At 73.2% G+C, this 23,699-nt stretch carries 19 protein-coding genes and 6 pseudogenes; 14 read left to right on the forward strand and 11 right to left on the reverse strand.

All coding sequences use genetic code 11. The features are described from left to right. Positions 1 to 55 precede the first annotated feature (55 nt). A complete protein-coding gene (locus ABD299_RS19825) occupies positions 56 to 2,143 on the forward strand; it encodes a S9 family peptidase (protein WP_344264350.1) in 2,088 nt (695 codons plus the stop codon). Between the two features lie 15 nt (positions 2,144 to 2,158). Here the strand turns inward: ABD299_RS19825 and ABD299_RS19830 are convergent, their stop codons facing one another. Further along, positions 2,159 to 2,401 (reverse strand): hypothetical protein, encoded by a 243-nt coding sequence (locus ABD299_RS19830; RefSeq protein ID WP_344264353.1) that lies wholly within the window; start codon positions 2,399 to 2,401, stop codon positions 2,159 to 2,161. A 141-nt stretch (positions 2,402 to 2,542) separates the two neighbouring features. On the opposite strand from ABD299_RS19830, the pseudogene ABD299_RS19835 reads away from it, so the two are divergent. Beyond that, positions 2,543 to 2,884: pseudogene (locus ABD299_RS19835) on the forward strand (ferric reductase-like transmembrane domain-containing protein); the annotation flags it as partial. Positions 2,885 to 3,166: 282 nt separating this feature from the next. Further along, a pseudogene (locus ABD299_RS19840) lies at positions 3,167 to 4,541 on the forward strand (IS1380 family transposase). A 268-nt stretch (positions 4,542 to 4,809) separates the two neighbouring features. Here ABD299_RS19840 and ABD299_RS19845 read toward each other — a convergent pair. After that, positions 4,810 to 5,871 (reverse strand): CHAT domain-containing protein, encoded by a 1,062-nt coding sequence (locus tag ABD299_RS19845; RefSeq protein ID WP_344264356.1) that lies wholly within the window; start codon positions 5,869 to 5,871, stop codon positions 4,810 to 4,812. Between the two features lie 114 nt (positions 5,872 to 5,985). Here ABD299_RS19845 and ABD299_RS19850 point away from each other — a divergent pair, with 114 nt between their 5' ends. The 4 genes and pseudogenes from ABD299_RS19850 to ABD299_RS25185 all read left to right on the forward strand — a co-directional run. Beyond that, positions 5,986 to 7,110, forward strand: coding sequence for a hypothetical protein (locus ABD299_RS19850; RefSeq protein ID WP_344264358.1), 1,125 nt, complete (start codon positions 5,986 to 5,988; stop codon positions 7,108 to 7,110). A gap of 535 nt (positions 7,111 to 7,645) precedes the next feature. Continuing rightward, positions 7,646 to 7,786, forward strand: coding sequence for a hypothetical protein (locus ABD299_RS19855; RefSeq protein ID WP_344264361.1), 141 nt, complete (start codon positions 7,646 to 7,648; stop codon positions 7,784 to 7,786). A 110-nt stretch (positions 7,787 to 7,896) separates the two neighbouring features. Continuing rightward, the gene (locus tag ABD299_RS19860; RefSeq protein WP_344264364.1) at positions 7,897 to 8,034 is read left to right on the forward strand and encodes a hypothetical protein; all 138 of its coding nucleotides are present in this window, start codon (positions 7,897 to 7,899) and stop codon (positions 8,032 to 8,034) included. A gap of 102 nt (positions 8,035 to 8,136) precedes the next feature. Continuing rightward, a pseudogene (locus ABD299_RS25185) lies at positions 8,137 to 8,287 on the forward strand (IS701 family transposase); the annotation flags it as partial. Positions 8,288 to 8,346: 59 nt separating this feature from the next. Here ABD299_RS25185 and ABD299_RS19865 read toward each other — a convergent pair. Further along, positions 8,347 to 8,670, reverse strand: a pseudogene (locus ABD299_RS19865) (transposase); the annotation flags it as partial. A gap of 325 nt (positions 8,671 to 8,995) precedes the next feature. Between ABD299_RS19865 and ABD299_RS19870 the strand changes: the two are divergent. Further along, positions 8,996 to 9,574, forward strand: a complete 579-nt coding sequence (locus tag ABD299_RS19870) for a DNA-3-methyladenine glycosylase I (protein ID WP_344264367.1) — start codon at positions 8,996 to 8,998, stop codon at positions 9,572 to 9,574. Between the two features lie 55 nt (positions 9,575 to 9,629). Here ABD299_RS19870 and ABD299_RS19875 read toward each other — a convergent pair whose 3' ends face one another. Then, positions 9,630 to 10,538, reverse strand: coding sequence for an HhH-GPD family protein (locus ABD299_RS19875; RefSeq protein WP_344264370.1), 909 nt, complete (start codon positions 10,536 to 10,538; stop codon positions 9,630 to 9,632). Between the two features lie 140 nt (positions 10,539 to 10,678). On the opposite strand from ABD299_RS19875, the gene ABD299_RS19880 reads away from it, so the two are divergent. Next, on the forward strand, positions 10,679 to 11,488 hold the full coding sequence (locus ABD299_RS19880; protein WP_344264373.1) for a hypothetical protein: 810 nt from the start codon (positions 10,679 to 10,681) through the stop codon (positions 11,486 to 11,488). 28 nt (positions 11,489 to 11,516) lie between these two features. Here the strand turns inward: ABD299_RS19880 and ABD299_RS19885 are convergent, their stop codons facing one another. Beyond that, a complete protein-coding gene (locus ABD299_RS19885) occupies positions 11,517 to 11,816 on the reverse strand; it encodes an ArsR/SmtB family transcription factor (protein ID WP_344264376.1) in 300 nt (99 codons plus the stop codon). 100 nt (positions 11,817 to 11,916) lie between these two features. Between ABD299_RS19885 and ABD299_RS19890 the strand changes: the two genes are divergently transcribed. Together ABD299_RS19890 and ABD299_RS19895 are read left to right on the forward strand one after the other, a co-directional pair. Next, positions 11,917 to 12,996, forward strand: coding sequence for a flavin-containing monooxygenase (locus ABD299_RS19890; protein WP_344264379.1), 1,080 nt, complete (start codon positions 11,917 to 11,919; stop codon positions 12,994 to 12,996). A gap of 94 nt (positions 12,997 to 13,090) precedes the next feature. Beyond that, positions 13,091 to 14,440 carry an FAD-dependent oxidoreductase gene (locus tag ABD299_RS19895; RefSeq protein ID WP_344264382.1) on the forward strand — a complete coding sequence of 450 codons (1,350 nt, stop codon included), beginning with the start codon at positions 13,091 to 13,093 and terminating at the stop codon, positions 14,438 to 14,440. A gap of 25 nt (positions 14,441 to 14,465) precedes the next feature. On the opposite strand, the pseudogene ABD299_RS19900 reads toward ABD299_RS19895, so the two are convergent. The 3 genes and pseudogenes from ABD299_RS19900 to radA form a co-directional block, all read right to left on the reverse strand. Next, positions 14,466 to 14,967, reverse strand: a pseudogene (locus ABD299_RS19900) (CocE/NonD family hydrolase); the annotation flags it as partial. Between the two features lie 216 nt (positions 14,968 to 15,183). Continuing rightward, positions 15,184 to 16,308, reverse strand: a complete 1,125-nt coding sequence (gene disA / locus ABD299_RS19905; protein ID WP_344264385.1) for a DNA integrity scanning diadenylate cyclase DisA — start codon at positions 16,306 to 16,308, stop codon at positions 15,184 to 15,186. Positions 16,309 to 16,350: 42 nt separating this feature from the next. Next, positions 16,351 to 17,775 (reverse strand): DNA repair protein RadA, encoded by a 1,425-nt coding sequence (gene radA / locus ABD299_RS19910; RefSeq protein WP_344264388.1) that lies wholly within the window; start codon positions 17,773 to 17,775, stop codon positions 16,351 to 16,353. Positions 17,776 to 17,912: 137 nt separating this feature from the next. On the opposite strand from radA, the gene ABD299_RS19915 reads away from it, so the two are divergent. Continuing rightward, complete coding sequence (locus ABD299_RS19915; protein WP_344264427.1) at positions 17,913 to 19,517, forward strand: BACON domain-containing protein; 1,605 nt, start codon at positions 17,913 to 17,915, stop codon at positions 19,515 to 19,517. A 50-nt stretch (positions 19,518 to 19,567) separates the two neighbouring features. On the opposite strand, the pseudogene ABD299_RS19920 reads toward ABD299_RS19915, so the two are convergent. Beyond that, positions 19,568 to 20,188 (reverse strand): annotated as a pseudogene (locus ABD299_RS19920) (TetR/AcrR family transcriptional regulator); the annotation flags it as partial. Continuing rightward, positions 20,188 to 21,015 carry a sugar phosphate isomerase/epimerase family protein gene (locus tag ABD299_RS19925; RefSeq protein WP_344264391.1) on the reverse strand — a complete coding sequence of 276 codons (828 nt, stop codon included), beginning with the start codon at positions 21,013 to 21,015 and terminating at the stop codon, positions 20,188 to 20,190. The gene ABD299_RS19925 and the pseudogene ABD299_RS19920, both read right to left, overlap by 1 nt. A gap of 121 nt (positions 21,016 to 21,136) precedes the next feature. On the opposite strand from ABD299_RS19925, the gene ABD299_RS19930 reads away from it, so the two are divergent. Both ABD299_RS19930 and ABD299_RS19935 read left to right on the forward strand, forming a co-directional pair. Then, a complete protein-coding gene (locus ABD299_RS19930; RefSeq protein WP_344264394.1) occupies positions 21,137 to 21,934 on the forward strand; it encodes an ABC transporter ATP-binding protein in 798 nt (265 codons plus the stop codon). Then, positions 21,931 to 22,668, forward strand: a complete 738-nt coding sequence (locus tag ABD299_RS19935) for an ABC transporter permease (protein ID WP_344264397.1) — start codon at positions 21,931 to 21,933, stop codon at positions 22,666 to 22,668. Before ABD299_RS19930 ends, ABD299_RS19935 begins: the two co-directional genes overlap by 4 nt. Positions 22,669 to 22,700: 32 nt before the next feature. Here the strand turns inward: ABD299_RS19935 and ABD299_RS19940 are convergent, their stop codons facing one another. Further along, complete coding sequence (locus ABD299_RS19940) at positions 22,701 to 23,627, reverse strand: Ppx/GppA family phosphatase (RefSeq protein ID WP_344264400.1); 927 nt, start codon at positions 23,625 to 23,627, stop codon at positions 22,701 to 22,703. Positions 23,628 to 23,699: the final 72 nt, after the last annotated feature.

Raw genomic sequence — 23,699 nt, forward strand, 5'->3', positions numbered from 1 at the left:
TGCTCAGGGAGAAATGACGTGTCCCGGATCGGCGCGCGGTGGTAGGAAACCCGGCATGACGGCCACTGACGCACGACCGGACGAACAGCCCGACGCCTACCGCGACCTCGACGCCTATGTCCGCCTGCCGCGGGTGGAAGGACTGCGGCTGTCCCCCGACGGACGCCGTCTCGTCGTCGGCGTCTCCACCCCCGACCTGGAGCGCAACCGCTACACCTCCGCGCTGTGGGAGGTCGACCCGGAGGGGGAGCGGCCGGCCCGCCGGCTCACCCGCGGCGACCGGGGGGAGTCGGCCGCCGGCTTCACGCCGGACGGCGACCTGCTGTTCGTCTCGTCGCGGCCGGAGCCCGGCGACGACAGCACGGCGCCCGCCCTGTGGGCGCAGCCGTCCGGCGGCGGGGACGCCCGGGTGCTGGTGCGCCCGCCCGGGGGCGTGCGGGGGCCGGTCGTCAGCGAGTCGGGGACCGTGGTGCTCGGCTCGGGCATGATGCCCTCGGCACCCGGCGCCGCGGCCGACAAGGAGCTGCGCGAGGGGCGCGAGAAGGCACGCGTCTCCGCGATCCTCCACGAGGAGTTCCCCATCCGGTACTGGGACCACCATCTCGGCCCCGACCGGACCAGGCTGCTGGCCGCCGCCCTGCCCGGGGCCGCGGCAGGCGGCGGCACGGCGGGGACGGAGGACCGCCCGGAGCCGCGCGACGTCACCGGCCACGTCGGACGGGCTCTGGACGAGGAGTGCAGCTGGGACATCACCCCGGACGGCACCACCGTGGTCAGCACCTGGGCGGTGGCCGAACCCGGGGGCTCCCAGCGGTACACGGTGGTGGCCCTCGACGTGGCCACCGGGCAGCGCCGCACGCTGGCCGACGACCCGGAGGGCGCCCACGAGTACCACTCGCCGCGGATCTCGCCCGACGGGGCCCGGGCCGCCGTGATCGTCCGCAGACGCGGCGATGCCGCCGATCCCGGCCACGAGTGGCTCGGCCTCGTCCCGGTGGACGGCGGGGCGCCGGTGGCGGATCTGACGGCCGGCTGGGACCGCATCCCGCGCGGCGCGCGCTGGACACCGGACGGCTCCGCGCTGATCGCCGTCGCCGACGACCACGGCCGCGCGCCGCTGTGGCGGGTGGACGCCGGGACCGGCGAGGTCAGCCGGCTGACCGCCGACGACGGCGCGTACAGCGACATCCAGGTGTCCCCGGACGGGCGCCGGGTCTACGCGCTGCGCTCGGCTGTCGACAGCCCCCCGGCACCGGTGAGCGTGTCCCTGGACGGCGAGCCGGAGATCACGGCGCTGCCCGGCCCGGCCCGCGCGCTCGGTGCGGAAGGGCCGCTGCCCGGCCGGCTGGAGGAGGTCACCGCCACGGCGGAGGACGGGACCGCGCTGCGGGCCTGGCTCGCGCTGCCGCACGACGCCGGGGAGCAGGGGCCCGCCCCGCTGCTGCTGTGGATCCACGGCGGCCCCGTGATGTCCTGGAACGCCTGGTCGTGGCGGTGGAACCCATGGATCGCGGTAGCCCACGGCTACGCCGTCCTGCTGCCCGACCCGGCGCTGTCCACCGGCTACGGAACCGATTTCGTCCGGCGCGGCTGGGGCCGGTGGGGCGGGGCCCCGTACACCGACCTGATGACGATCACGGACGCCGCCGTGGAGCACCCCGGCATCGACGGCGCCCGCACGGCCGCGATGGGCGGCTCCTTCGGCGGCTACATGGCGAACTGGATCGCCGGGCACACCGGCCGCTTCCGGGCGATCGTCACGCACGCCTCCGTGTGGAACCTCGAACAGTCCAGCGACGCCGCGGACTTCGCGTACTGGTTCCACCGGGGTCTGACGCCCGGGATCATCGCGGCGGACTCCCCGCACCACCACGCGGATGCCATCACCACCCCGATGCTCGTCATCCACGGCGACAAGGACTACCGGGTGCCGGTCGGCGAGGGCCTCAGCCTCTGGTGGGCCCTGGCCTCGCGCGCGACGGCCGAGGACGGCTCGATGCCGCACAAGTTCCTCTACTTCCCCGACGAGAACCACTGGATCCTCACCCCGCACCACGCCAAGGTCTGGTACCAGACGGTTCTGGCGTTCATCGCCCACCACGTGGACGGCGAGGAGTGGCGCCGCCCGCCGCTCCTCGGCTGAGGTGGCGGGCGGAGGTCAGGGGACCTCGCGGAGGTAGAGGGCGCCGCAGGTGTGGCAGAAGGGGGCGCCGAGGTCGGTACCCCAGGCGTCGTCCGGGCGGGTGTCGGCGTCCGGCGCCAGCTCCTTGCCGCACATGGCGACGGCCCCCTCGCCGCGCACCATGTGCCAGGAAACCGGGTCGCCCGCCCTGCGGGGCGGGCGCTCCTCTTCCTCGGGTGCCTCGGGGGCCCGGTACTCGGCCCGGATCATGTGGCGCATATGCCCATATTGCGGGCGCCGGTCCCCTCGCGCTACTCGGAGCCCTCTTCCCACCCTGGTGTGCTCACGTCACACTGCTGGAGGTATACACCTCTGTGCGGGGGCGGCCGCCTGATCTCACCTCGTGAAGGAGTTCCGCGCATGAGCACCGGCTTAAGAGAGTCAGGTACATGGCAAAAGGCCCGCACCGGAATGCTCGCCGATCTGCGGGCCGCGGTCCCCGACGCACTCGTCGCCCTGCTCCTGACCGCGAGTGTCTTCGTCTTCCTGTTCGTCCGGGTGCGCTCGGGGGACTCCGCGACCGTCGCCGTCATGCCGTTCATGGCCGACGCCGGGACGTACTGGATGTACATCCTCAGCCAGGCCTTCGGCTGGGCGGCGCTGTGGTGGGCCTGGGGCACGATCATGCTCGGCTTCATGCTGTCGGGCCCCAGACCCTCCTGGCCGAAGCTGTCCGGACCCCGGCTGGAACGTCTCCACCGGGACCATCGCGCTGCCGCCCGCCACGCCGCCCGGCTCTTCACCGCCTAAGAAACCAGCGCCAGCGACGACCGCCTCCGCCAGATCGCAGCCGAAGCCCTCAGGGAGACCTGCTTCCAGACGGCGGCCGCCGCGCCTGCTCTCTCGAGGAGATCCGGTTCTCAGCCTGAATCCACCGGCTGATCGCTGGTGCGGGAGGGGCCCGGTACGAAGAGAGGCCTTGTGACCTGCGATGATGTGAGTTCTCTACGCTCCATCAACACAAGTCAGCAAGGCATCTCGTGAGTGCAATTCTCTCACGCCACAACGGCTGTCTCCGCCGTGTTCGACGAGCCGAACCTGGTCGCGGACGCGGGTCTGGTCCCGCTGGTCCGCCTGGCCGAGCGGCTCGACCTGCCGGGCCTGATCGCCGACAGGATCCGAGTCGACCAGGCCGACAACAGCGGCGGCGCCAACCCGGCCGCGAAGGCGATGAGCCTGGTGGCGGCGATGTGCGCCGGGGTCGATTCGATCGACGACGCCGACCGGCTGCGGTACGGCGCGATGAACGTCCTGTTCAGCGGGGTGCGGGCGCCGTCGACGCTGGGCACGTTCCTGCGCTCGTTCACCCACGGCCACAACCGCCAACTCCACCGTGTGCACCGGGCCTTCCTCGCTCGCCTTGCCACGAGAACGCCTCTGCTGCCCGGGCGTCGGCCAGGTGGCGTTCGTCGATGTCGACCCCACGCACCGGCGGGTGTTCGGACGCGCCAAACAGGGCGCCGAGGTCGGCCGGTTCAAGGGCGTCCGCACGCTGCACCCGATCCTGGCCACGCTGTCGACGCCGCTCGCGCGGCCGGTGATCGCGGCGGTGCGGCTGCGACGGGGAAAGGCCCCTGACGCCCGCGCCGCCGAGGCCATCGCGGCGGCCAGGCAGGCCGGCGCGACCGGCACCGTCGTGGTGCGCGCGGACAGCCAGTTCTACAACGCCGACGTCGTCGCGGCCTGCCGTCGCGCGGGCGCCCACCTCTCTGTCACGGTGCGGATGAACCCGCACGACGCCGCCACGATCAGCGCCATCCCCGAGACCGCGTGGACGGCGATCCGCTACCCGGAGGCATTCGTCGACCCCGACACCGGCGAGCTGATCTCCGACGCCGAGGTCGCCGAAGTCGAGTACACGGCGTTCACCGGCCGCACGAAGGCAGAGCACGTCACGGGCCGACTGATCGTGCGCCGGGTCCGCCGCCTGGACATGGAAACCGCCTCCGGGCAGGGCGAGTTGTTCAGCTCCTGGCGCTACCACCCGGTCTTCACCGACAGCCCCTTCGAGGTGCTGCAGGCCGAACTGCAGCACCGGCAGCACGCGATCGTCGAGCAGGTCATCGCGGACGGCAAGGGCTCAGCCCTGGCCCACCTGCCCTCCGGGCGTTTCCAGGCCAACGCCGCGTGGCTGACCCTGTGGGCGATCACCCACAACCTGCTGCGGGCCGCCGGAGCATTGGCCGGGGTCTTCCACGCGAAGGCCACGACCGCGACGATCCGCACCCATCTGGTCCACGTACCGGCCCGACTCGCGCGCACCGCACGGCGGTTGACACTCCACCTGCCGAGCAGGTGGCCCTGGCAGCACGCCTTCGCCGATCTGTTCGACGCCGCCCACTCGCCACCAGAGCGCTGACCATCCGACCACCCGCCCGCAAGGGCCCGACCAGGATAAACGTGGAAAAGCTGGGCAGACCAGCGGATGCCCCGCGTCTTCACACCGGGCACCAGTCAACCGAGCCCGAATCGATCATCTGTGAATCAGGCCGGTGGATTCGGGCTCAGACATCGAGCACCTGGAGTTCGATCTGTAGTAGCCGCGTTCTGAGCCCGCGGGCCTGAACCGATCGGTTCAGGCTCGCGGACTGCCACGGCATCGGAGGTATGCGCCCGATGGCCACGGGCTATCCTGGTGGAGGCGTAACCAGCTTCGTAGCGCTAGGGTCGACGTTCGCTGCATAGGCCAAGATCGGTAGGTCGCGACCAAGCAGACCGTTCATCTCGATGGCAGCTCGGCTGAGGAGGTGGGCTGCCTGCACGGACTGGCCGTCGGCGACGGTGGCGTAGAACCGGGCCGCGTAGGTGATGGCGTCCAGGTCGCCGATGGCCTCGGACATGCCGATGGCGAACGGCACGGTGTCGACCAGCTTCTCGGCCTGAGGTGCTGAGTGGCAGGAGTTGAGCAGGACCAGCAGCGGCTCGTCGTCCACCGCCGCGATGGCCCGCGCGAAGGCGCCAGCGCTGATGATGGCACTGTCGTGGAACCCGTCCTCACCCTTCTCGAAAGCGATCAGGTCCTTCGAGCTGTGACCGGAGAAGTGCACGACGTGTGGACGGAACCGAGTCAGCGCGTCCAGGAAGATTTCGGCCGTAGCGGCCGTGTGGACATCCAGCTCCACGAGGTCTCGATGGGTGGCGCTCTGCACGGCCCCGCGAATCCTCTGCTGCTCCTCGCCGACTCGCAGGTCGCCGGCGGAATTGGCCGCCAACAGCAGCACCCTCAGCTTCTCCGGCCTCGGGGCCCGCAGCTCCTTCAGTACCGTGCGCACCTCGTTCTCCGCCGCCGCCAGGCGGTTCTCGATCTTCTTCCGCTCGGCTGTGGCACGCCGCTCGGTCTTCTGCTGCTCGCGTCGGCGAGCCTTCTCCTCGGCTGCTCGCTCAGCCTGTTCCGCCTGCGCCAGCTTGACCGACAGGGCACCTGCCTCCTTGGAGAGCGTGCCCACCTTGGCGCTCCACTTGCTGGCTTCCCTACCTGCTTTGTTGGCCTCATTCTCAGACCGCTCAGCCGCACGCAACTTGCTCCTGGCAGTGCTCTGGCTGCTGGCCTTGGCGGCGGCGGATCGCTCCTTGGTTGTCTTCGCGCGCTTGTCAGCCTCCTTCTTGCGGAATTCTCCAACTCTCTTCTCCGCGTCGGCACGAGCCCTGTTCTTTCTGTCCAGTTGGCTCCGGTAGTACTTGGCGTCCATTGACCCGCCTTCTGTGGTTCTCGTCACTCCAGGCTATGGCCGCCCTCTGACAGATGGTGCTGGAGGCAGCAGTTCAGCCCTCAGAGGCAGGACGCATTGGGCGATGATGTTGCGGTGAGTCTGAACCTGAGCAACTACGAACTCCTTTGGCCCGCATCGCTTTTCGTGTCCGAAGGCGAGTGCATCCTCCGATCCACGGGCTCTTGGCAGGAGCGGGCGGTGTGGCTCTTGACGGAGGCGCTGGCCGGCACTACCGCGATCGCCGACTTCCAGGACCTTCCTGACCACACTGCGCCGCCATCCGATCCGTGGGCAACTACCGACGCTGGCTGGGGCACCAGACGGGCCGTGATGGGCCGGCACGACTGGTTTACGGAGCTCATCGCACGGGCGCACGAGCTCCGGCACGCGGCCACCCCACGGCCGTACTGGCCCCAGCGCCGCGGCAACGGACCTACACGCGACGGCGGTTCCACTCGCGATGCCCGGCGTGACTTCGCGCGACTCATCAGCGACTTCGACGGCAGCGGCTACCTGGCAGAAGTTTTCGGCGAGGTCTGCGTCGACGACCGCACCCAGCTGCCGGACGCCTCGCGAGTGATCGAGCGGCGACTGGGCATCCCGGCCCTGTGGCCGCTGGCCCCTGAGACATGGGACGAGGACACCTTCTTCGGCCTGATCGAGGTCTTCCACGACTTGGTCAGCCGGCCCCGCAACCGCCGCTTCCACTCCTGGAACAGCTGCGGGTGGCACCACTCGGAGTTCCACAACGGTCCTGCCCGCATCCTCTACCGGGACAAGGTCAACAAGCTGCTGCGCGAGGCCGGCATTGAGTACGAGCTGGCTGCCGAAGGCGAGGACCTCGGACGCCTGGTCGCCGTCACCGACGACGCCCGTAGCGCCCTGGTCCACCGCGCACTCAACGACAGCGCCCCGGACGTCACCACTCGGGTCCGTCACGCGGTCGCCCTCTTCCGCGGCCGTGACACGACGAGGGAGAGCAAACGGTCGGCGATCGTCACCCTCGCGGGCATCCTCGAGGAACGCCGCGCCCTGCTCAAAGACAACCTCGGCAAGGACGAGGGAGCACTGTTCGAGATCGCCAACCGCTACGACCTGCGCCACCGAAAGGCAGAGCAGCGCGGCGACTACGACGAAGCGTTCCTGGACTGGATCTTCTGGTGGTACCTCGGAACGGTGGAGCTGACCAACCGGCTCATTGCCTCTCGGGACTGCTAGCTGATCGCTGCGTGCCGTCACCCGAATCCATGATCGAACCCTTCAGGACCGGGTCCAGCTCAGAGTCGACGCCTCTTCGCAGTCGACGGCGTGCACGACACCGCCCCGGCCGGGCCCGCGGCCGTCGGCCTTCGCTAGCACCTAGCCCGGCGGTCGCCGCGGCCCCAGCACCTCCCGCACGAGCGTGGGCGCCTCCAGATACGTGGTAGGCGCCGCGTAGTACGAGACGCCGTCCACAGGTGATCAGGGGTCCTCACACCCACACACGGTACTCGGCATGCTCCACAGAGCCCCCTGGGCCGTTGCGGTACGCCGGAAGCCCGCCCTCGTACCTCCAGCCTTCGGACGCCTGTCGCCGGGATCACAGGTGCGCGACGACCTCCTGGCCCCTGGGCAGCAGCCCTCGGATGGGTACCGGCACCGGCTCCGGGGCAGAGGACGTCGTCATGCCTCCCACCGGACGCACGCCGGCACCCGGCATGACCTGCGCGGGCACCGGTCCCATCCACAGGTTCCCCATGGCCGACTAGCCAGCATGAGCGATGACGAGCAGCAGCAGCTGGCCCTGTGCCGCAGCAAGGTCCTGGAGGCACTCGCGCGGGCGGAGCGAGGGCTGTTCGCCCGGCCCGCGCCGAAATCCGTAAGCGCGCGGCGAAATTCCTCCTCACGCGGGTGAAGGGTGCGGCCAAGGCCCTGGCGGAGCGCCTGGGCGTCTCACATCCGGCGTCGGCTATGCTCTGGTCGTCCCGAAGTCCCAGTTCTCCCTAGCCGGACCACGCATCGACCATGATCTTCGAGCAGGTCCCCGACCAGGCATGGGAGCGCCGTTCCTGCGGCGCGGGCGCGAAGGGACAGCGAGAGTACGACTGGGCGGCTGTGCAGTTGCGCCCGGTAGCCGATACGACCATCAGGAAGGCGTGCTGATCCGCCAGCGGTGGGCACGGCACGGCGCAGCCTGAGCCACCCGGGCGACATCTCGTGCTACCTCGCCCATGCGCCCCTGGACGCTGGCGTGGATGACCTGGACCGGGTGCAGGTTTCCGGTGGGCGATCGAGGAGTGCTTCCAGGCAGCGAAGAACGAATGTGGCCTGGACGGGTACGAGGTCCGCCGCTACGTGGCCTGGTACTGGCACAGCACCCTCGCCATGCTCGCCCACGCCTTCCTTGCCGTAGTGCGCGCAAGCAGCCGAAAAGGTGCCCCTACGTGCTTCGTCAAGCTGTTGACGTTGCGAGGGCTGGAAGAGGGTGCCGTTGCGGAGCATGGCGAACAGGACATCGGTGCGGCGACGGGCGAGGCAGGTGAGGGCGGCGACGCGGTGTTTGCCTTCGGTACGTTTCTTGTCGTAGTAGGCGCGCGGGTGCCCGGGGTGCGGTGAACGTGGAGAGGTAGAAGGCGCGTTTGAGGAGCTTGTTGCCCCGTCGGGAGGGGTGTCGCCGCGGATGGAGAAGCCGCTGGTGCGGGTGGCGGGGGCCAGGCCCGCGTAGGAGGTCAGGTGTCCGGCGGTGGGGAAAACCGAGCCGTCGCCGATGTCGATGAGAATGCGGGCGGGGGTCCTGACCTTGCCGATGTCCAGGCCGCAGAAGACGCCGATGCCACTGGTGTCGGTCACGTGTCATCTCCACAACTGTATCGTTCCCGGTCCCACCTGCGGCATCAGCGTGCCAGCATCCACGTTACGGAGACCTCTGCTGCCCTCACGTGAGGTCGGCGGTCATGCCCCTCATCAGCGGTCTACCGATGCCTCCGGGCCTGGTGACACCACCTTTTCGATCATGAACCGACAGAGGGCTCAAGTCATCTCAAGCCCGGAGACCGGGAGCTCCATCACGGGGCCACGAAGAAGGTAACGGGGCGGTGTCCGACCCGTCGGGCAGACTGCCGCCATGGAGACGGATTCCGTGGTCACCGGCCCGGACGGGCTGCCGCGCTGCCCGTGGGGCACGGCCACCGACGACTACCGCGAGTACCACGACACCGAGTGGGGCAGGCCGGTGCGCGGGGACGACGCGCTCTTCGAGCGGATGTGCCTGGAGGGATTTCAGTCCGGGCTGTCCTGGCTGACGATCCTGCGCCGCCGGGAGGGGTTCCGGGCGGCCTTCTCGGGCTTCGTGATCGCGCGGGTGGCCGGCTTCACCGCCGAGGACACCCGGCGGCTGCTCGCCGATCCGGGCATCATCCGCAACCGCGCCAAGATCGAGGCGACGGTGCACAACGCCCGGGTGCTCGCCGGCTGGACGCCGGGCGCGTTCACCGAGCTGATCTGGTCGCACGCGCCGCCGGCCGAGGGGCGCCCGGCGCCGCGGAGCCACGCCGACATCCCCGCCGTCACCGGCGAGTCCGCCGCGCTGGCCAAGGCCCTCAAGAAGCAGGGGCTGCGCTTCGTCGGGCCCACCACGGCCTACGCGCTGATGCAGGCCTGCGGGCTGGTCAACGACCACCTCGCCGGCTGTCATGCCCGCTGAGCGGCGCCGCCGGACCGCCCGCCCGCGGCCGGGGCGGGCGGTCCGGGCCGGGGTGTCAGGCGCCGGGGAGGCGGTAGCGGCCGTCCGGGAGCCGTTCGGCGAGGCCGTCCATCAGCAGGCCCCGCAGGGCGCGGGCCCGCTGCTCGGGCTCGTGCCACACCTGGTCCAGCACGGCCTGCGGCACCGGCTCCACCGCTTCGCGCAGCACACCCAGCAGCTTGCCCCGGACCTGACGGTCCGTTCCCGCGTAGGTCTGCACGCGCCGCGCGGGGCCCTCGTGGGCGGGTGAGCCGGCCTGCCGCCAGGCGCACAGCCGGGCGATCGGGCACCGGCCGCACTCCGGACTGCGCGCGGTGCACACCAGCGCACCGAGCTCCATGGTGGCGGCGGCCCAGCGCGCGGCGGTCCTCTCGCCCTCAGGCAGCAGTGTCCGGGCCAGCCTCCGCTCGGCGGCGGTGGTGGCGTTGGGCGGGTACTGGGTGCCGGTGACGGCGCGGGCGAAGACCCGGCGCACGTTGGTGTCCAGCACCGCGTGCCGCTGGCCGTAGGCGAAGGAGGCGACGGCCGCGGCCGTGTACTCGCCCACCCCCGGCAGCGCCAGCAGCTGCTGATGGGTCTTCGGCACGTCACCGCCGTGCCGTTCCGCTATGGCCGTCGCCGCGCCGTGCAGCCGCAGGGCGCGGCGCGGATAGCCGAGCCGGCCCCAGGCGCGCACGGCCTCGCCCGGCGACTCGGTGGCCAGGTCGGCGGGGCGCGGCCAGCGCGCGAGCCACTGCTCGTACACCGGGATCACGCGGTTGACGGGGGTCTGTTGGAGCATGAACTCGCTGACCATGACCCCCCAGGCCCCGGCCTCGGGACGGCGCCAGGGAAGGTCGCGGGCGTGATCGTCGAACCACTCGATGACGCCGGCGTGCAGGGAGGCAGGGTCGGCTTCTGGGGCGGAGGTACTCGTCGCAGTCATGGCAGAAACGATCCTGGCACGCCCGTGGCGCGGGACGAAACGGCCCGCGCCGCGCGGACGGGTGTGGTTGATACGAAAATGGTGCGGCCCGTCCGGCGGGTACGGCCGGTGGGATGGCTCATGTCTCGTAAGGTTTGCGCGTGGGATCTCTGCGCACTCCGGTCGGGCCGCTTCCCTCCTCCATCTACTGGCGGCGGAGGGTGGTTCTGCTGCTGCTGATCGGGTTGCTCGTGGCGCTGGTGGTCTGGGCGCTGCGTGCCGGTTCGGACGGCGGGTCCGGGTCCGCCGGGAAGGACGACGGCGCGGGAGGTCCCGCCACCTCCATCACCCCCGGGCCCAGCGCGGACGAGTCGCTCATCGACGAACGCCCCGGCGGGCGCGAGGAGAACGACGAGGACGGCGACGGCGAGGACGCCGCCGACGCCGGGCCGGGTGCGGACGGCGGGGGAGAGGCCGGAGGCGAGGACGGGGAGGACGCCGGCAGCGGCGACGGGGACGACGCGGGCGGCAGCGGCGGAAGCCAGGTCGGCGCGGCGGCCGTGGCGGGGCTGCCGGACTGCCGGGCGTCGGACGTCACCGTCTCGGTCCGTCCGGCCGAGAACGCCTACGCGCCGGGAGAGAAGCCGCAGTTGCGGGTGACGCTGCGGAACTCCGGCGCCTCGGCCTGCAAGACGGACTTCGGCCACCGGGCGCTGACCGTCGAGCTGTCCGACAGCGACGACGAGCCGGTGTGGTCCTCCGCGGCATGCCCCAAGGGCCCCGCGTCGCTGCCGGCCAGGGTGCCGGCCGAGGGCACGGCCGTGCACACCCTGACCTGGGACCGGCGGCACAGCCCCGAGGACTGCGACGGTCCGGCGGGTCCCTCCGCCGAGCCGGGCACCTACCTGGCGCAGGCGGAGCTGTCCGGCTTCCCGCCCGCGCAGACCTCGTTCCGGCTGGAGAAGGACTGAGGGCACGGCCCGGCCGCCCCGCGGCGGGTCAGCAGCAGTCGCGCAGGTAGGCCTGGAGGTCCCCGAGCGCGGCGGCGGCCGACTCGCGGTCGCTGCGGTAGAGCACGGTCCTGCCGTCCCGGCGGGAGGTCACGATCCCGCCCCGGCGCAGCAGGTTGAGCTGCTCGGAGGCGGTGGACTGCCCGATGCCGGCGCGCTCGGCGACCTCGCCGACGGACAGCTCGGCGCCGTGGGCGAACAGCAGCATGATGCGCTGGCGGGTGGGGCTGGCCAGCGCCTTCAGAAACTCGTGGGCGGCCGTGCTCAGCCCGGCCGGCTGTCCGGACACAGTGTGACGTCACCTCCCGGTCGCCATCCTAGTCACCCCGCGTGCCGCCCCCGGAGCCCAACATATTGGCATATCGCGAAATGGCGATATGATCGCGGTCATGAACAACTCCAGCGCACCCGTCGCCGTGATCGGCGGCGGCCAGTCCGGGCTCGCCGCCGCGCGGGCGGTCCGCGACGCCGGGCTGCGGCCCGTCGTCCTGGAGGCCGGGGACCGGCCCGCCGGATCCTGGCCGCACTATTACGACAGCCTCACCCTTTTCTCCCCGGCCCGGTTCAGCGCGCTGGCCGGCGTGCCGTTCCCCGGGGACCCGGACCACTACCCCCGGCGGGACGAGGTGACCGCCTATCTCCAGCGCTTCGCCGCGGATCTCGGGGTGGAGATCCGCACCGGTGCCCGGGTCGAGTCGGTGACCGCGGACGGTGCCGGCTTCCTCGTCCGCACGGCGGACGGGCGCTGCCTGCCGGCCGCCGGGGTCGTCGCGGCCACGGGCTCCTTCTCGAACCCGCACCTGCCTCAGGTCGCCGGGAGCGAGGGGTTTGCCGGGCGGTCGCTGCATGTGGCCGACTACCGGCACCCGGCGCCGTACGCGGGGCAGCGCGTCGTGGTCGTGGGGGCCGGCAACTCCGCCGTGCAGGTCGCCCACGAGCTGGCCTCGGTGGCCACCGTCACCTTGGCCACCCGGGAGCCGGTGCGCTTCCTCCCGCAGCGGCGCGCCGGCCGGGATCTGCATCACTGGCTGAGGGTCACCGGCTTCGACCGGCTGCCCGCCGCCTGGCTCACCCGCTTCGTGGACGGTGCCCTCGTGCTGGACACCGGCCGGTACGCGCGCGCCCTGGCCTCGGGCCGGCTGGACCGGCGCCCGGTGTTCACCGCTCTCGAGGAGCGGGGCGTGGTGTGGGCCGACGGCTCCCGGGAGCGGATCGACGCGGTGATCTGGGCCACCGGCTACCGCCCTGCCGTGGGGTATCTGAGCGGGCTCGGCGCTCTGCGTCCGGACGGCAGTCCCCGGCACGACGGGGGAGTGTCCACCACGCGTCCCGGTCTGGTGTACCTGGGGCTGGAGTTCCAGCGCTCGTTCTCCTCCAACACCCTGCGCGGGGTGGCCCGTGACGCGGAGCACGTCGTCTCCGCGCTGGCCGCGCACGTCCGGGGCGCAGTGGCCGCGGCCGGTCTGTGAAATCGACCCTTGTCTATGTTGACGTCTGTCGAATCAGCGGCCATGCTGGCGTGAGTACCAGATAGACAGTTGTCGAAACAGAGAGGCCGTCGCCGTGTCCGAACCCACCCCGGAGCTTCCCGTCGTCGTCATCGGAGCCGGCCCGGTCGGCCTGGCCGCCGCCGCCCGCCTCCTGGAGCGCGGGCTCACCCCGCTGGTCCTGGAAGCAGGGCCCACGGCCGGCACCTCCGTCCGCGCATGGGGACACGTGCGGCTGTTCTCCCGCTGGGACGAAGTGATCGACCCGGCCGCCGAGAAGCTGCTCGCGGGCGCCGGCCGGCAGCGGCCGGACGGTAACGCCTACCCCTCCGGCGCCGACTGGGCCGAGCACTACCTCCAGCCCCTGGCCGAGGCCCTGGGCGACCGGGTCCGCTTCTCCACCCGCGTCACCGGAGTCTCCCGGGCCGGACGGGACCGCGTGGTCGACGCCGGCCGGGAGGACCAGCCGTTCACCGTCCACGTGCGGACGGCCGACGGCACCGAGCAGCGCCTGGAGGCCCGCGCGGTCATCGACGCCTCCGGCACCTGGTCCACTCCCGGTCCGCTCGGCGGCGACGGCCTGCCCGCCCCCGGCGAACGCGCTGCCGCCGACCGCATCAGCCACCGCATCCCCGACCTCACCGACCCCGCCGTCCGCGCCCGGTACGCCGGCAAGCGGGTGGCCGTGGCCGGCTCCGGCGCCTCCGCCTTCACCGCCCTGGCCCAGCTCGCCGACCTCGCCCGGGAGGCCCCCGGCACCCGTGCCGTGTGGATCCTGCGCCGCGGCATCGACGCCGACACCTTCGGCGGCGGCGAGGCCGACCAGCTTCCCGCCCGCGGCGCCCTCGGCCTGCGCGCCCGCGCGGCCGTCGAGGACGGCCACGCCGAGGCCGTCACCGGCTTCCGCACCGCGGCCGTGGAGCCGGCCGGCGACCACCTGGTCCTGACCGGCGAGGACGGCCGCCGCCTGGAGCCCGTCGACGAGGTCATCGCCCTCACCGGACTGCGCCCCGACCTGTCCTTCCTCTCCGAACTCCGGCTCGCCCTCGACGAGCGCCTGCAGGCCCCCGTCGGCCTGGCACCCCTGATCGACCCCAACGTCCACTCCTGCGGCACGGTCTACCCGCACGGCGCCCGCGAACTCGCCCACCCCGAACAGGACGTCTACCTGGTGGGCATGAAGAGCTACGGCCGGGCCCCCACCTTCCTGGCCATGACCGGCTACGAACAGGTCCGCTCCGTCGCCGCCGCCCTCGCCGGCGACGACGAGGCCGCCGCCCGCGTCGAACTCACCCTGCCCGAGACCGGCGTCTGCGGCGGCTCGGGGGTCTTCGACGAGCCCGAGGCCGAGGAGGAGGCGGGCGGCGGCTGCTGCGCCCCCCTCACCGTCGGTTCCGGGGGCTCCGCGCCGGCCGGCGGCTGCTGACGGGGCGGGCCGGCCCCTGCAGCTGGTCGCGGGGAAAGCTCTCCTGCCAGTTGCGGGAGAACACCCGCCGCTCACCCTCGCAGCCGTCGAGCGTCGCGTGCAGCTGGAACTCCGTCTCCGTCGACCGCAGAACGGTGCTGGTCACCGTCCGGACGTCCCAGTCGCCGCGCGAGAACCGCATCGTCCACGTCGACTCGCCGCGCACCGAGGTGAAGTCGTCGGCCACCGAGTCGTACCGCTCGAAGGCCCGGCGCCCCACCTCCAGGCCGATGGCGTCGTGGCGCACCGTCCCGCCGTCCTTCACGATCTCCAGCGCCGAGTTGTACCCGACGAGATCCCGGGAGACCGTCCACCGCTGCTCCGGAGGCCGCACCTGCGTCACGGACAGCGGTGGCGCCCCCTCGGGCTCGCCGAACGCCCGGCCGGCCGATCCCGGGGGCACCGGCCGGCCGGACCGGCAGCGTCAGGCTGCTGGAGCCCGGGAACACGCTCAGCAGCACCGGCCGGGGCGCCGGCCAGGCCGGCGGCTATGTTGGACCGGCTCACGTCGCTCTCCTCTCGTCGGTGTCCCGACTGCGCCGGTTGCCCGTCCACCGGCGGGCCGATCTCACCGGGCGGCACACGCTGCCCCGGCCGCCGGGAGGGAAAGGCCCGGACGGGCAGCCGAAATGCTTCCGTGATATGCCGCTTGACGGCCGCTGCCGGGTGCGCGGGAAGAGGAGGGAACCTGCGCCGGGGGAGCGTCAGACGTAGCGCTCGAGGATGGACGACTCCGCCAGGCGGGAGAGCCCTTCGCGGACGGAGCGGGCCCGGGTCTCGCCGACGCCGTCGACCGCCTGCAGGTCGTTGACGCTCGCGGCCAGCAGCTTCTGCAGCCCGCCGAAGTGATCCACCAGACGGTCGATCACCGTGCCGGGCAGGCGCGGCACCTTGGCCAGCAGCCGGAAGCCCCGCGGCGACACCGCACTGTCCAGCGCCTCGGGCGTGGCGGCGTACCCCAGGGCGCGGGCGACCATGGCGAGATCCAGCAGCTCGCTGTGGGTCAGCCGGTCCAGCTCGGACAGCGCCGTGCCGACCTTCTTCGACCGCTTGCCGCCCGGCTCGGGGATGTAGTCCCTGGCGATCAGCTGCCGTTCGGGCTCCACGCCGGCGATGAGCTCGTCGAGCTGGAGCGACAGCAGCCGCCCGTCGGTGCCCAGCTCCACCACGTACTCGGCGATCTCCGCGGCGATCCGCCGCACCATCTCCAGGCGCTGGGCGACCGCGGCCACGTCCCGGACGGTGACCAGGTCCTCGATCTCCAGCGCGGACAGCGTGCCGGCGACCTCGTCCAGGCGCAGCTTGTACCGCTCCAGGGTGGCCAGCGCCTGGTTGGCGCGGGACAGAATCGCGCCGGAGTCCTCCAGCACGCGCCGCTGGCCGTCCACGTAGAGGGCGATCAGGCGCATCGACTGGCTGACCGACACCACCGGGAAGCCGGTCTGGATGGAGACGCGCTGCGCGGTGCGGTGCCGGGTGCCGGTCTCCTCGGTGGGGATGTCCGCGTCCGGCACGAGCTGGACGCCCGCGCGCACGATCTTGGTGATGTCCCGGTCGACGAGGACCGCGCCGTCGAGCTTGCACAGCTCGCGCAGCCGGGTCGCCGTGAACTCCACGTCGAGGACGAAGCCGCCGCTGCACAGCGCTTCGACGCCGCGGTCCACGCCGAGGACGATCAGCCCGCCGGTGTTCCCCCGCAGGACGCGCTCCAGGCCGTCGCGGAGCTGGGTGCCCGGGGCGATGGCGCTCAGGGAGGCGCGCAACAGGCCGTCCGTTCCGGAGCCACCCCCGGCCCTGCCGGGATTCCCCGGCCGGTCGCTGGCTGCCATGCACTCCTCCGGTGGATGATTCTGCGGTGCGTTCGCACGAGTCTACCGGCGCATCTTCTCCGGTTCGCCGGTCTCCTGCCGCGGCTCGGGCGCACGCGCCCTGCGGGGCCGGGAGGGAAGCACCGCCAGGGCCTCTCCGATGTCCGCCACCTCCCGCACCCGCATCCCGGCCGGGGCCTCGCCCGAATCCGCCGGCACCAGCGCGTGGGTGAAGCCCAGCCGGGCCGCCTCGGACAGCCGCCGCTGCACGCCGGTCACCCGCCGCACCTCGCCCGCCAGCCCGACCTCCCCGATCGCCACCAGGTTCTTCGGCAGCGGGGTGTCACTGGCCGCGCTGGCCAGCGCCAGGGCGACGGCCAGGTCCGCGGCGGGCTCGGACAGCTTCACCCCGCCGACGGTGGCGGTGTAGATGTCGTTCTTCCCCAGCGCGGTGATCTGCCCGCGCTGCTCCAGCACGGCCAGCATCATGGAGACCCGGGAGGTCTCCAGGCCCGAGGTGGTCCGCCGCGGGGAGGGGATTTGGCTGTCCACCGTCAGCGACTGGACCTCGGCCACCAGCGGCCGACGCCCCTCCAGCGTCACGGTCAGACAGGTTCCCGGCACGGGCTCGGCGCGCCGGGTGAGGAACAGCCCGGAGGGATCCGCGAGCGAGGTGATGCCCTCGTCGTGCAGCTCGAAGCAGCCCACCTCGTCCGTCGTGCCGTAGCGGTTCTTCACCCCGCGCACCAGGCGCAGCCGGGCGTGCCGGTCGCCCTCGAAGTGCAGGACCACGTCCACCAGGTGCTCCAGCAGCCGCGGCCCGGCGATGGCGCCGTCCTTGGTGACGTGGCCGACCAGCAGGGTGGACATGCCGCGGTCCTTGGAGGCGCGGATCAGGGCCCCGGCCACCTCCCGGACCTGGGCCATGCCGCCGGGCGCGCCGTCGATCGCGGGAGAGGCGACCGTCTGCACGGAGTCCAGCACGAGCAGGGCGGGCTTGACCTGGTCGAGCTGGCCGAGCACGGCCGACAGGTCGGTCTCGGCGGCGAGGTAGAGGTGGTCGGCGATGGCACCGATCCGGTCGGCGCGCAGCCGGACCTGCCCGGCCGACTCCTCGCCGGTGACGTAGAGGGTGGGCCGCTCGGCCGAGGCGGCCTTGGCCGCGACGTCCAGCAGCAGCGTCGACTTGCCGACCCCGGGCTCGCCGGCCAGCAGCACCACGGCGCCGGGGACGAGCCCGCCGCCCAGCACCCGGTCCAGCTCGGGAACGCCGGTGCCCCGGGCCGTCGCCCGGTGTCCGTCCACCTCGCCGATCGGCCGTGCCGGGGAGACCACTCGCGAGGCGGCCGTGGTCCGGACGGCGGGCGTGCCCCCCACCTCCTCCACGGTCCCCCAGGCCTGGCACTCGGGGCATCTGCCCAGCCATTTCGCGGTGGACCAGCCGCACTCGGTGCAGCGGTAGGACGGGCGGTCGGTTCTACGGGCCATGCACGAACGCTAGCGCCGACCGCCGACAGCCGTTCGCGCACCTGCCCGGACGGACGGGCCCCGATGTTCACCCGATGGTGGGAATCCGGCTCCTCGGGCACCGGAATGTGCCGGCGGGAGCCTACCGTCGGCGGGTGATGACCAGCAGCACCGACCGATCGACCCGCCCCCGCGAACGCATCCGGACGCGCGGTGGCGAAGGGCTGCACCGGCAGGGCCGGCCGGCGGGCACCACCGTGCGCCCGGCCGCCTGGGACGACGCCAGCCTGGACGGGCTGTTCACGTACTGCCTGTCCGTCATGTGCGAGCACCCCTCCGCCATCGCGGCGCTGGGGGAGGCGCTGGCGGTGGCCGAGCGACGGCACGAGCGCGGCCGGCGCCCGCCCGAGCCGGCGCTGTGGCGCCCCTGGCTCTACGCGCTCGCCCGCTGGGCCTGCATGCGCCGGCTCACCGAGCAGCACGGCCCCGGCGCGGGCCCCGGGCAGGCGCCGGGCGTTCCGCGCGCCGCGGGGCCGGACGCGGTGCGCCGGCGGCGGGAGCTGGCCGCGCTGGCCTGGCCGGAGGCGGCGGGCACCACGCCGCGCGAGCGGGAGGCGCTGGAGCTGGCCGTCCGCCACCGGCTCCCGCCGCGGGAGGTGGCCGAGGTGCTGAGGCTGCCGGAGGCGGCGGCCCGGTCGGTCCTGGCGCGCGGGGCCCGGGAGGTCGAACGGACCAGGGCGGCCCTGGCGGTGGTGGCCGCCGGGGGCTGCCGGTCGGTCTCGGCGCTCGCCGGCGGTGAGGCGGTGCTGCTGCTCGCGCCGGGGATGCGCCGCGAGCTGGTGCGGCATGTCGAGGAGTGCGCGGTGTGCGGCCGGGCGGTGCGGCGCCCCGAGCCGGGAACGGGGCCGCTGCCGGCCGCCCGGCTCACCGTGCTGCCGGCGCCGCGGGAGGCGGTGGACGCGGCGCGGCTGGCGGTGCTGCGGGCCCGCGCGCAGCATCTCCCGCGCTTCGACCGCACCGGGTTTCCGGTGGAGGAGCGGGCGCGCGCGGAGCGTCGTCGCAGGCTGCGCAGCCGGGCGGTGACCACCACGGTGGTGGCGGCCGTGCTGGCCGCTCCGGCGCTGGCCCTGTGGGCCGCCTACCGCGGCGCGCCGCCGGTGGGGGAGCCGGGCGGTGCCGTCGCCCCGGTGGCCGAGGAGGACGGGCCCGCCGCGGACGGCTCGCTGTACGAGAACGCCGGCCGGGCCGGGCGGCAGCCGGACGGACCCTCCGGCCCGGCCGGTGAGGGCTCCGGGCCCGGCGTCCCGCCCGGGCTCGCGGACGGCCCGGCCGAGGAGGACGAGGAGCGGCCCGGCGAGCCGCCGGAGGCCACGCCGGACGGCCCGTCGGGCGACGCGCAGCGGCCCGCCGGGCCGGGCAGGCTGACCGTCGAGGCGGTGTCCACCGAGGACGGCACCCGGATCACGCTGACCGCCTCCGGCGGCGCGCCGGTGCACTGGACGGCCGCCACCGAGACCGGGTGGCTGCGGCTGAGCCGCACCTCGGGCACCCTGCGGCCGGGCGAGACGGCCACCGTGCTGGTGACGGTCGACCGCGACCGGGAACCGCCGGGCTCCTGGCAGGGCCGGATCTACGTCGATCCGTCCGGTTCGGTGATCACGGTGGAGGGCCGGGGGGCCGAGCCGGCCGAGCCGGCCGAGCCGGAGCCGTCGGTACCCCCGGAGAGCCCGGACCCGGAGGATCCCCCGCCGGACGGTCCCTGAGCGCCCGGCTGCGCCCGGCCGGCCCTGTCCGCGGGCTCCGGCTGCCCGGCGGGGCCGGTGAGGTGGTGCTGGACGACCGGCGCCAGCCGGCGCACGATCTCGTCGGTGCCGGCGCTCGCCGCGGGTTCCATCCGCAGGACGTAGCGCAGCATGGCGGTGCCGACGAGCTGGGAGGCGGCCAGTTGCACCCGGAGTTCACGGTCCGGGCCGTCCAGGACGCCCGCCAGGCGGGCCATCATGCGGTCGCGGATGAAGCCGCGGAAGATCCGGGCGGCGGTCTCGTTCGTCACGGCCGAGCGGAGCACGGCCAGCAGCGGCTCGCGGGTCGCCGGGTTCTCCCAGATGCCGAAGAAGAAGCGGGTCACCCGCTCGCCGAGGTCCGCGGTGCCCTCCAGCGGGACCTCGGCGATGCCGCGGACCGCCGGGTCTCCGGCGGGCGCCACCGCGGCGGCGAACACCTCCTCCTTGGTGCCGAAGTAGTGGTGCACCAGGGCGGCGTCCACCCCGGCGGCGCGGGCGACGGCCCGCACCGAGGTCTTCTCGTAGCCCCGCGCGGCGAACTCGGCGCGCGCGGCTTCCAGGATGCGGTCCCGGGCGCCCGGGGCGGCGGCGTCCGCGGCGCTCCGCGGCGGCCGGCCGCGGCCCCGGCGGGACGGCGCCGGTGACTCCATCAGCGGCCCGGCCCGGGCGGCGGGGCCGGTGCGGCCAGATGCAGCCGGGTGAAGGCGAGCGCCTCGGCGAGGTCCGCCTCCCGCTGCGCCGAGGAGGACGCCCGCCGGGTGTTCACCTCGACGACGACGTGCCCGTCGAAGCCGCTCACGGCCAGCTGCTCCAGCAGTTCGGCACAGGGCTGGCCGCCGCGGCCCGGCACCAGGTGTTCGTCCTTACCGGATCCCGAGCCGTCGGCGATGTGCACGTGGCCGAGCCGGTCGCCCATCCGCGCGGCCATCGCCAGGGTGTCGGTGCGGGAGGTCGCGGCGTGCGAGAGGTCGAGCGTGAAGTGCCGGAAGTCCTCCTCGGTGGGGTCCCAGCCGGGCGCGTAGGCCTTCAGCTCCCGGTCGCGGTAGCGCCAGGGGTACATGTTCTCGACCGCGAACCGGACATCGGTCTCCTCGGCCATCCGCCAGATCCCCTTGACGAAGTCCCGCGCGTAGCCGCGCTGCCAGCGCAGCGGCGGATGGACCACGACGGTGGAGGCCCCCAGACGCTCGGCGGCGGCCCGGGCGCGGCGCAGCTTCTGCCACGGGTCGGTGGACCACACCCGCTGGGTGATCAGCAGACACGGGGCGTGCACCGCCAGGATCGGCACCTCGTACCGGTCCGAGAGCCGTCGTAGCGCCTCCAGGTCCTGGCTCACCGGGTCGGCCCAGACCATGACCTCGACCCCGTCGTAGCCCAGCCGGCCGGCCATGGCGAAGGCCGCCTCGGTGTTCTCCGGATAGACCGAGGCGGTCGACAGCGCGACCTTCGCGCCGGGGACCCGTACCTGATGTGCCACGGCGCCAAGCCTAAGCGGTCGCACGGCGATCTTCGCAGGCGAGCGGCTCGGCCCCCACGCACTGCGGGGCGGGCCCCGCCGGGGCTTGACGGCCTGCCCGCGTCCGGCGATTATTCATCGCATGATGAATAAATCTCCCGACGGCCCCGGGCCCGCCGTGCGGGCGGCCGGGCTCGGTGTGGAACGCGGCGGCCGGCAGGTCCTGCGCGACATCGGCTTCGCCGTGCGGCGCGGCAGCGTCACCGGCCTGCTCGGCCCCTCCGGATGCGGCAAGACGACGCTGATGAGGGCCCTGGTGGGCGCCCAGGACAAGGTCACCGGCACCCTGACCGTCCTCGGCAGGCCGGCCGGCAGCGCGGCGCTCAGGTCCCGCATCGGCTACGTCACACAGGCCCCGTCCGTCTACACCGACCTGACCGTCCGCCAGAACCTCGACTACTTCGCCTCCGTGCTCGGGATCGCCCGGACCGCGCGGCCCGGCCGGGTCGGCGCCGTGCTGGCGGACGTCGACCTCGCCTCGCACGCCGACGCCCTGGCCGGCACCCTCTCCGGTGGCCAGCTCTCCCGCGTCTCCCTCGCCGTCGCCCTGCTCGGCACCCCCGAGCTGCTGGTACTGGACGAACCGACCGTCGGACTCGACCCGGTGCTCCGGCGCGATCTGTGGGACCTCTTCCACCGGCTGGCAGCCGAGCGCGGCACCACCCTGCTGATCTCCTCGCACGTCATGGACGAGGCCGACCGCTGCCGGCGCCTGCTGCTGATGCGCGCCGGCCGCATCCTCGCCGACGACACCCCGGACCGGCTGCGCGAGCGCACCGGCACCGCCACCATCGAGGAGGCGTTCCTCCACCTGGTGGAGGCAGACCGGCGGGACAACGGCCCGGAGAACGCCCCGGAGGACGGGGGGACCCGCCCGTGAACACCGCCCGCACCCTCGCCACCGCGCGGCGCGTCCTGCGCCAGCTCCGGCACGACCGCCGCACCATCGCGCTGCTGCTCCTGGTGCCGGTCCTGCTGCTGATCCTGCTGCGTTACGTCTTCGACTCCTCGCCGGAGACCTTCGACTCCGTCGGAGCCTCGCTGCTGGGCATCTTCCCGATGATCACCATGTTCCTGGTGACCTCCATCGCGACCCTGCGCGAGCGCACCTCCGGAACGCTGGAACGCCTGCTGGCGATGCCGCTGGGCAAGGCCGACCTGGTCATGGGCTACGCACTGGCCTTCGGCGTCCTCGCCGTCGCCCAGGCCGCCCTGGCCACCGGGGCGGCGATCTGGCTGCTCGACCTCACCTTCGCCGGTTCGCCCTGGCTGCTGCTGCTCATCGCCCTGCTGGACGCGCTGCTGGGCACCGCCCTGGGGCTGTTCGTGTCCGCGTTCGCCGCCACCGAGTTCCAGGCCGTCCAGTTCATGCCGGCGGTGATCTTCCCCCAGCTGCTGCTGTGCGGACTGTTCGCCCCGCGCGCCGCCATGCACCCGGCGCTGGAGTACGCCTCCGACGTGCTGCCGATGTCCTACGCCGTGGACGCCATGAACGAGGTCCTGGAGAACCCCGGCATCACCGGAGACCTGCTCCGGGACATCGCCGTCGTCTCCGGCAGCGCGCTGCTGGTGCTGATCCTGGGAGCGGCGACGCTCCGCCGCCGCACCCCCTGACCCGCCCGCCCCCGGAGGGGCGGAGGCTTGGATCAGCGCAGCGTGTCCAGCTGTCGCAGGATCACGCCCTCGCGCAGCGCCCAGGGACAGATCTCCAGTTCCTCGATCCCGAACAGATCCATCGCCGCCTCGGCCACCACCGCGCCGGCCAGCAGCTGCCGGGCCCGCCCCTCGGAGACGCCCGGCAACTGCCTGCGCTCCGCCTCCGGCATCGTGGCCAGCTTCGGCACCCAGGCCCGCAGGTCCGCGCGGCCCAGCTCACGGCGCACGTACAGCCCCTCGGAGGACCGGGCGGCACCGGTCAGCCGGGCCAGCTGCTTGAACGTCTTGGAGGTGGCCACCACCCGGTCCGGCTCGCCCACCCGCGAGAAGTCCCCGACGATCTGCGCGATGTCGGTCCGCACATCCCGGCGCAGCGCCCGGACATCGGCGGGGTCGGGCGGGTCGCCCGGCAGCCGGGATGCCGTCAGCCGCCCGGCGCCCAGCGGCAGCGACACGGCCACCGAGGGCGTCTCGTCGCCGCCCAGCGCTATCTCCAGCGAGCCGCCGCCGATGTCCAGCACCAGCAGCCGTCCCGCCGACCAGCCCAGCCAGCGGCGGGCCGCGAGAAACGTCAGCCGCGCCTCGTCCTCGCCGGACAGCACCCGCAGCTCCACCCCGGTTTCCTCCAGGACCCGCGCCAGTACCTCGTCGCCGTTGCTCGCGTCGCGGACCGCCGAGGTGGCGAACGGCAGGAGCTCCGCCACCCCGCGGTCCTCCGCCACGTGCAGTGCCTCGCGGACCGTCGCCACCAGCCGCGCCACACCGTCGCCGGTGATCGCACCGGAGCCGTCGAGCAGCTCCGCGAGGCGCAGCTCGGCCTTGTGCGAGTACGCCGGCAGCGGCCGGGCACCGGGATGCGCGTCAACCACCAGCAGGTGGACCGTGTTCGATCCGACATCGAGAACACCGAGTCTCATGGGCGTCCACGCTACCCGCCGCTCTACCCTTGCGGGGTGGTGACGACGAAGAGGGCGAAGGCGGGCAAAGGC

Origin of the sequence: Streptomyces sodiiphilus, from assembly GCF_039529215.1 — a bacterium.
In the GTDB taxonomy this organism is placed as follows: Bacteria; Actinomycetota; Actinomycetes; order Streptomycetales; family Streptomycetaceae; genus Streptomyces; species Streptomyces sodiiphilus.

Coding starts and splice junctions, on each gene's coding strand:
- ABD299_RS19890 (WP_344264379.1), top strand. CDS start 11,917: ATGAACAACTCCAGCGCACCCGTCGCCGTGATCGGCGGCGGCCAGTCC.
- ABD299_RS19870 (WP_344264367.1), top strand. CDS start 8,996: ATGGAGACGGATTCCGTGGTCACCGGCCCGGACGGGCTGCCGCGCTGC.
- ABD299_RS19845 (WP_344264356.1), bottom strand. CDS start 5,871: ATGGACGCCAAGTACTACCGGAGCCAACTGGACAGAAAGAACAGGGCT.
- ABD299_RS19930 (WP_344264394.1), top strand. CDS start 21,137: ATGATGAATAAATCTCCCGACGGCCCCGGGCCCGCCGTGCGGGCGGCC.
- ABD299_RS19940 (WP_344264400.1), bottom strand. CDS start 23,627: ATGAGACTCGGTGTTCTCGATGTCGGATCGAACACGGTCCACCTGCTG.
- disA (WP_344264385.1), bottom strand. CDS start 16,308: ATGGCAGCCAGCGACCGGCCGGGGAATCCCGGCAGGGCCGGGGGTGGC.
- ABD299_RS19915 (WP_344264427.1), top strand. CDS start 17,913: ATGACCAGCAGCACCGACCGATCGACCCGCCCCCGCGAACGCATCCGG.
- ABD299_RS19860 (WP_344264364.1), top strand. CDS start 7,897: ATGATCTTCGAGCAGGTCCCCGACCAGGCATGGGAGCGCCGTTCCTGC.
- ABD299_RS19855 (WP_344264361.1), top strand. CDS start 7,646: ATGAGCGATGACGAGCAGCAGCAGCTGGCCCTGTGCCGCAGCAAGGTC.
- radA (WP_344264388.1), bottom strand. CDS start 17,775: ATGGCCCGTAGAACCGACCGCCCGTCCTACCGCTGCACCGAGTGCGGC.
- ABD299_RS19830 (WP_344264353.1), bottom strand. CDS start 2,401: ATGCGCCACATGATCCGGGCCGAGTACCGGGCCCCCGAGGCACCCGAG.
- ABD299_RS19825 (WP_344264350.1), top strand. CDS start 56: ATGACGGCCACTGACGCACGACCGGACGAACAGCCCGACGCCTACCGC.
- ABD299_RS19875 (WP_344264370.1), bottom strand. CDS start 10,538: ATGACTGCGACGAGTACCTCCGCCCCAGAAGCCGACCCTGCCTCCCTG.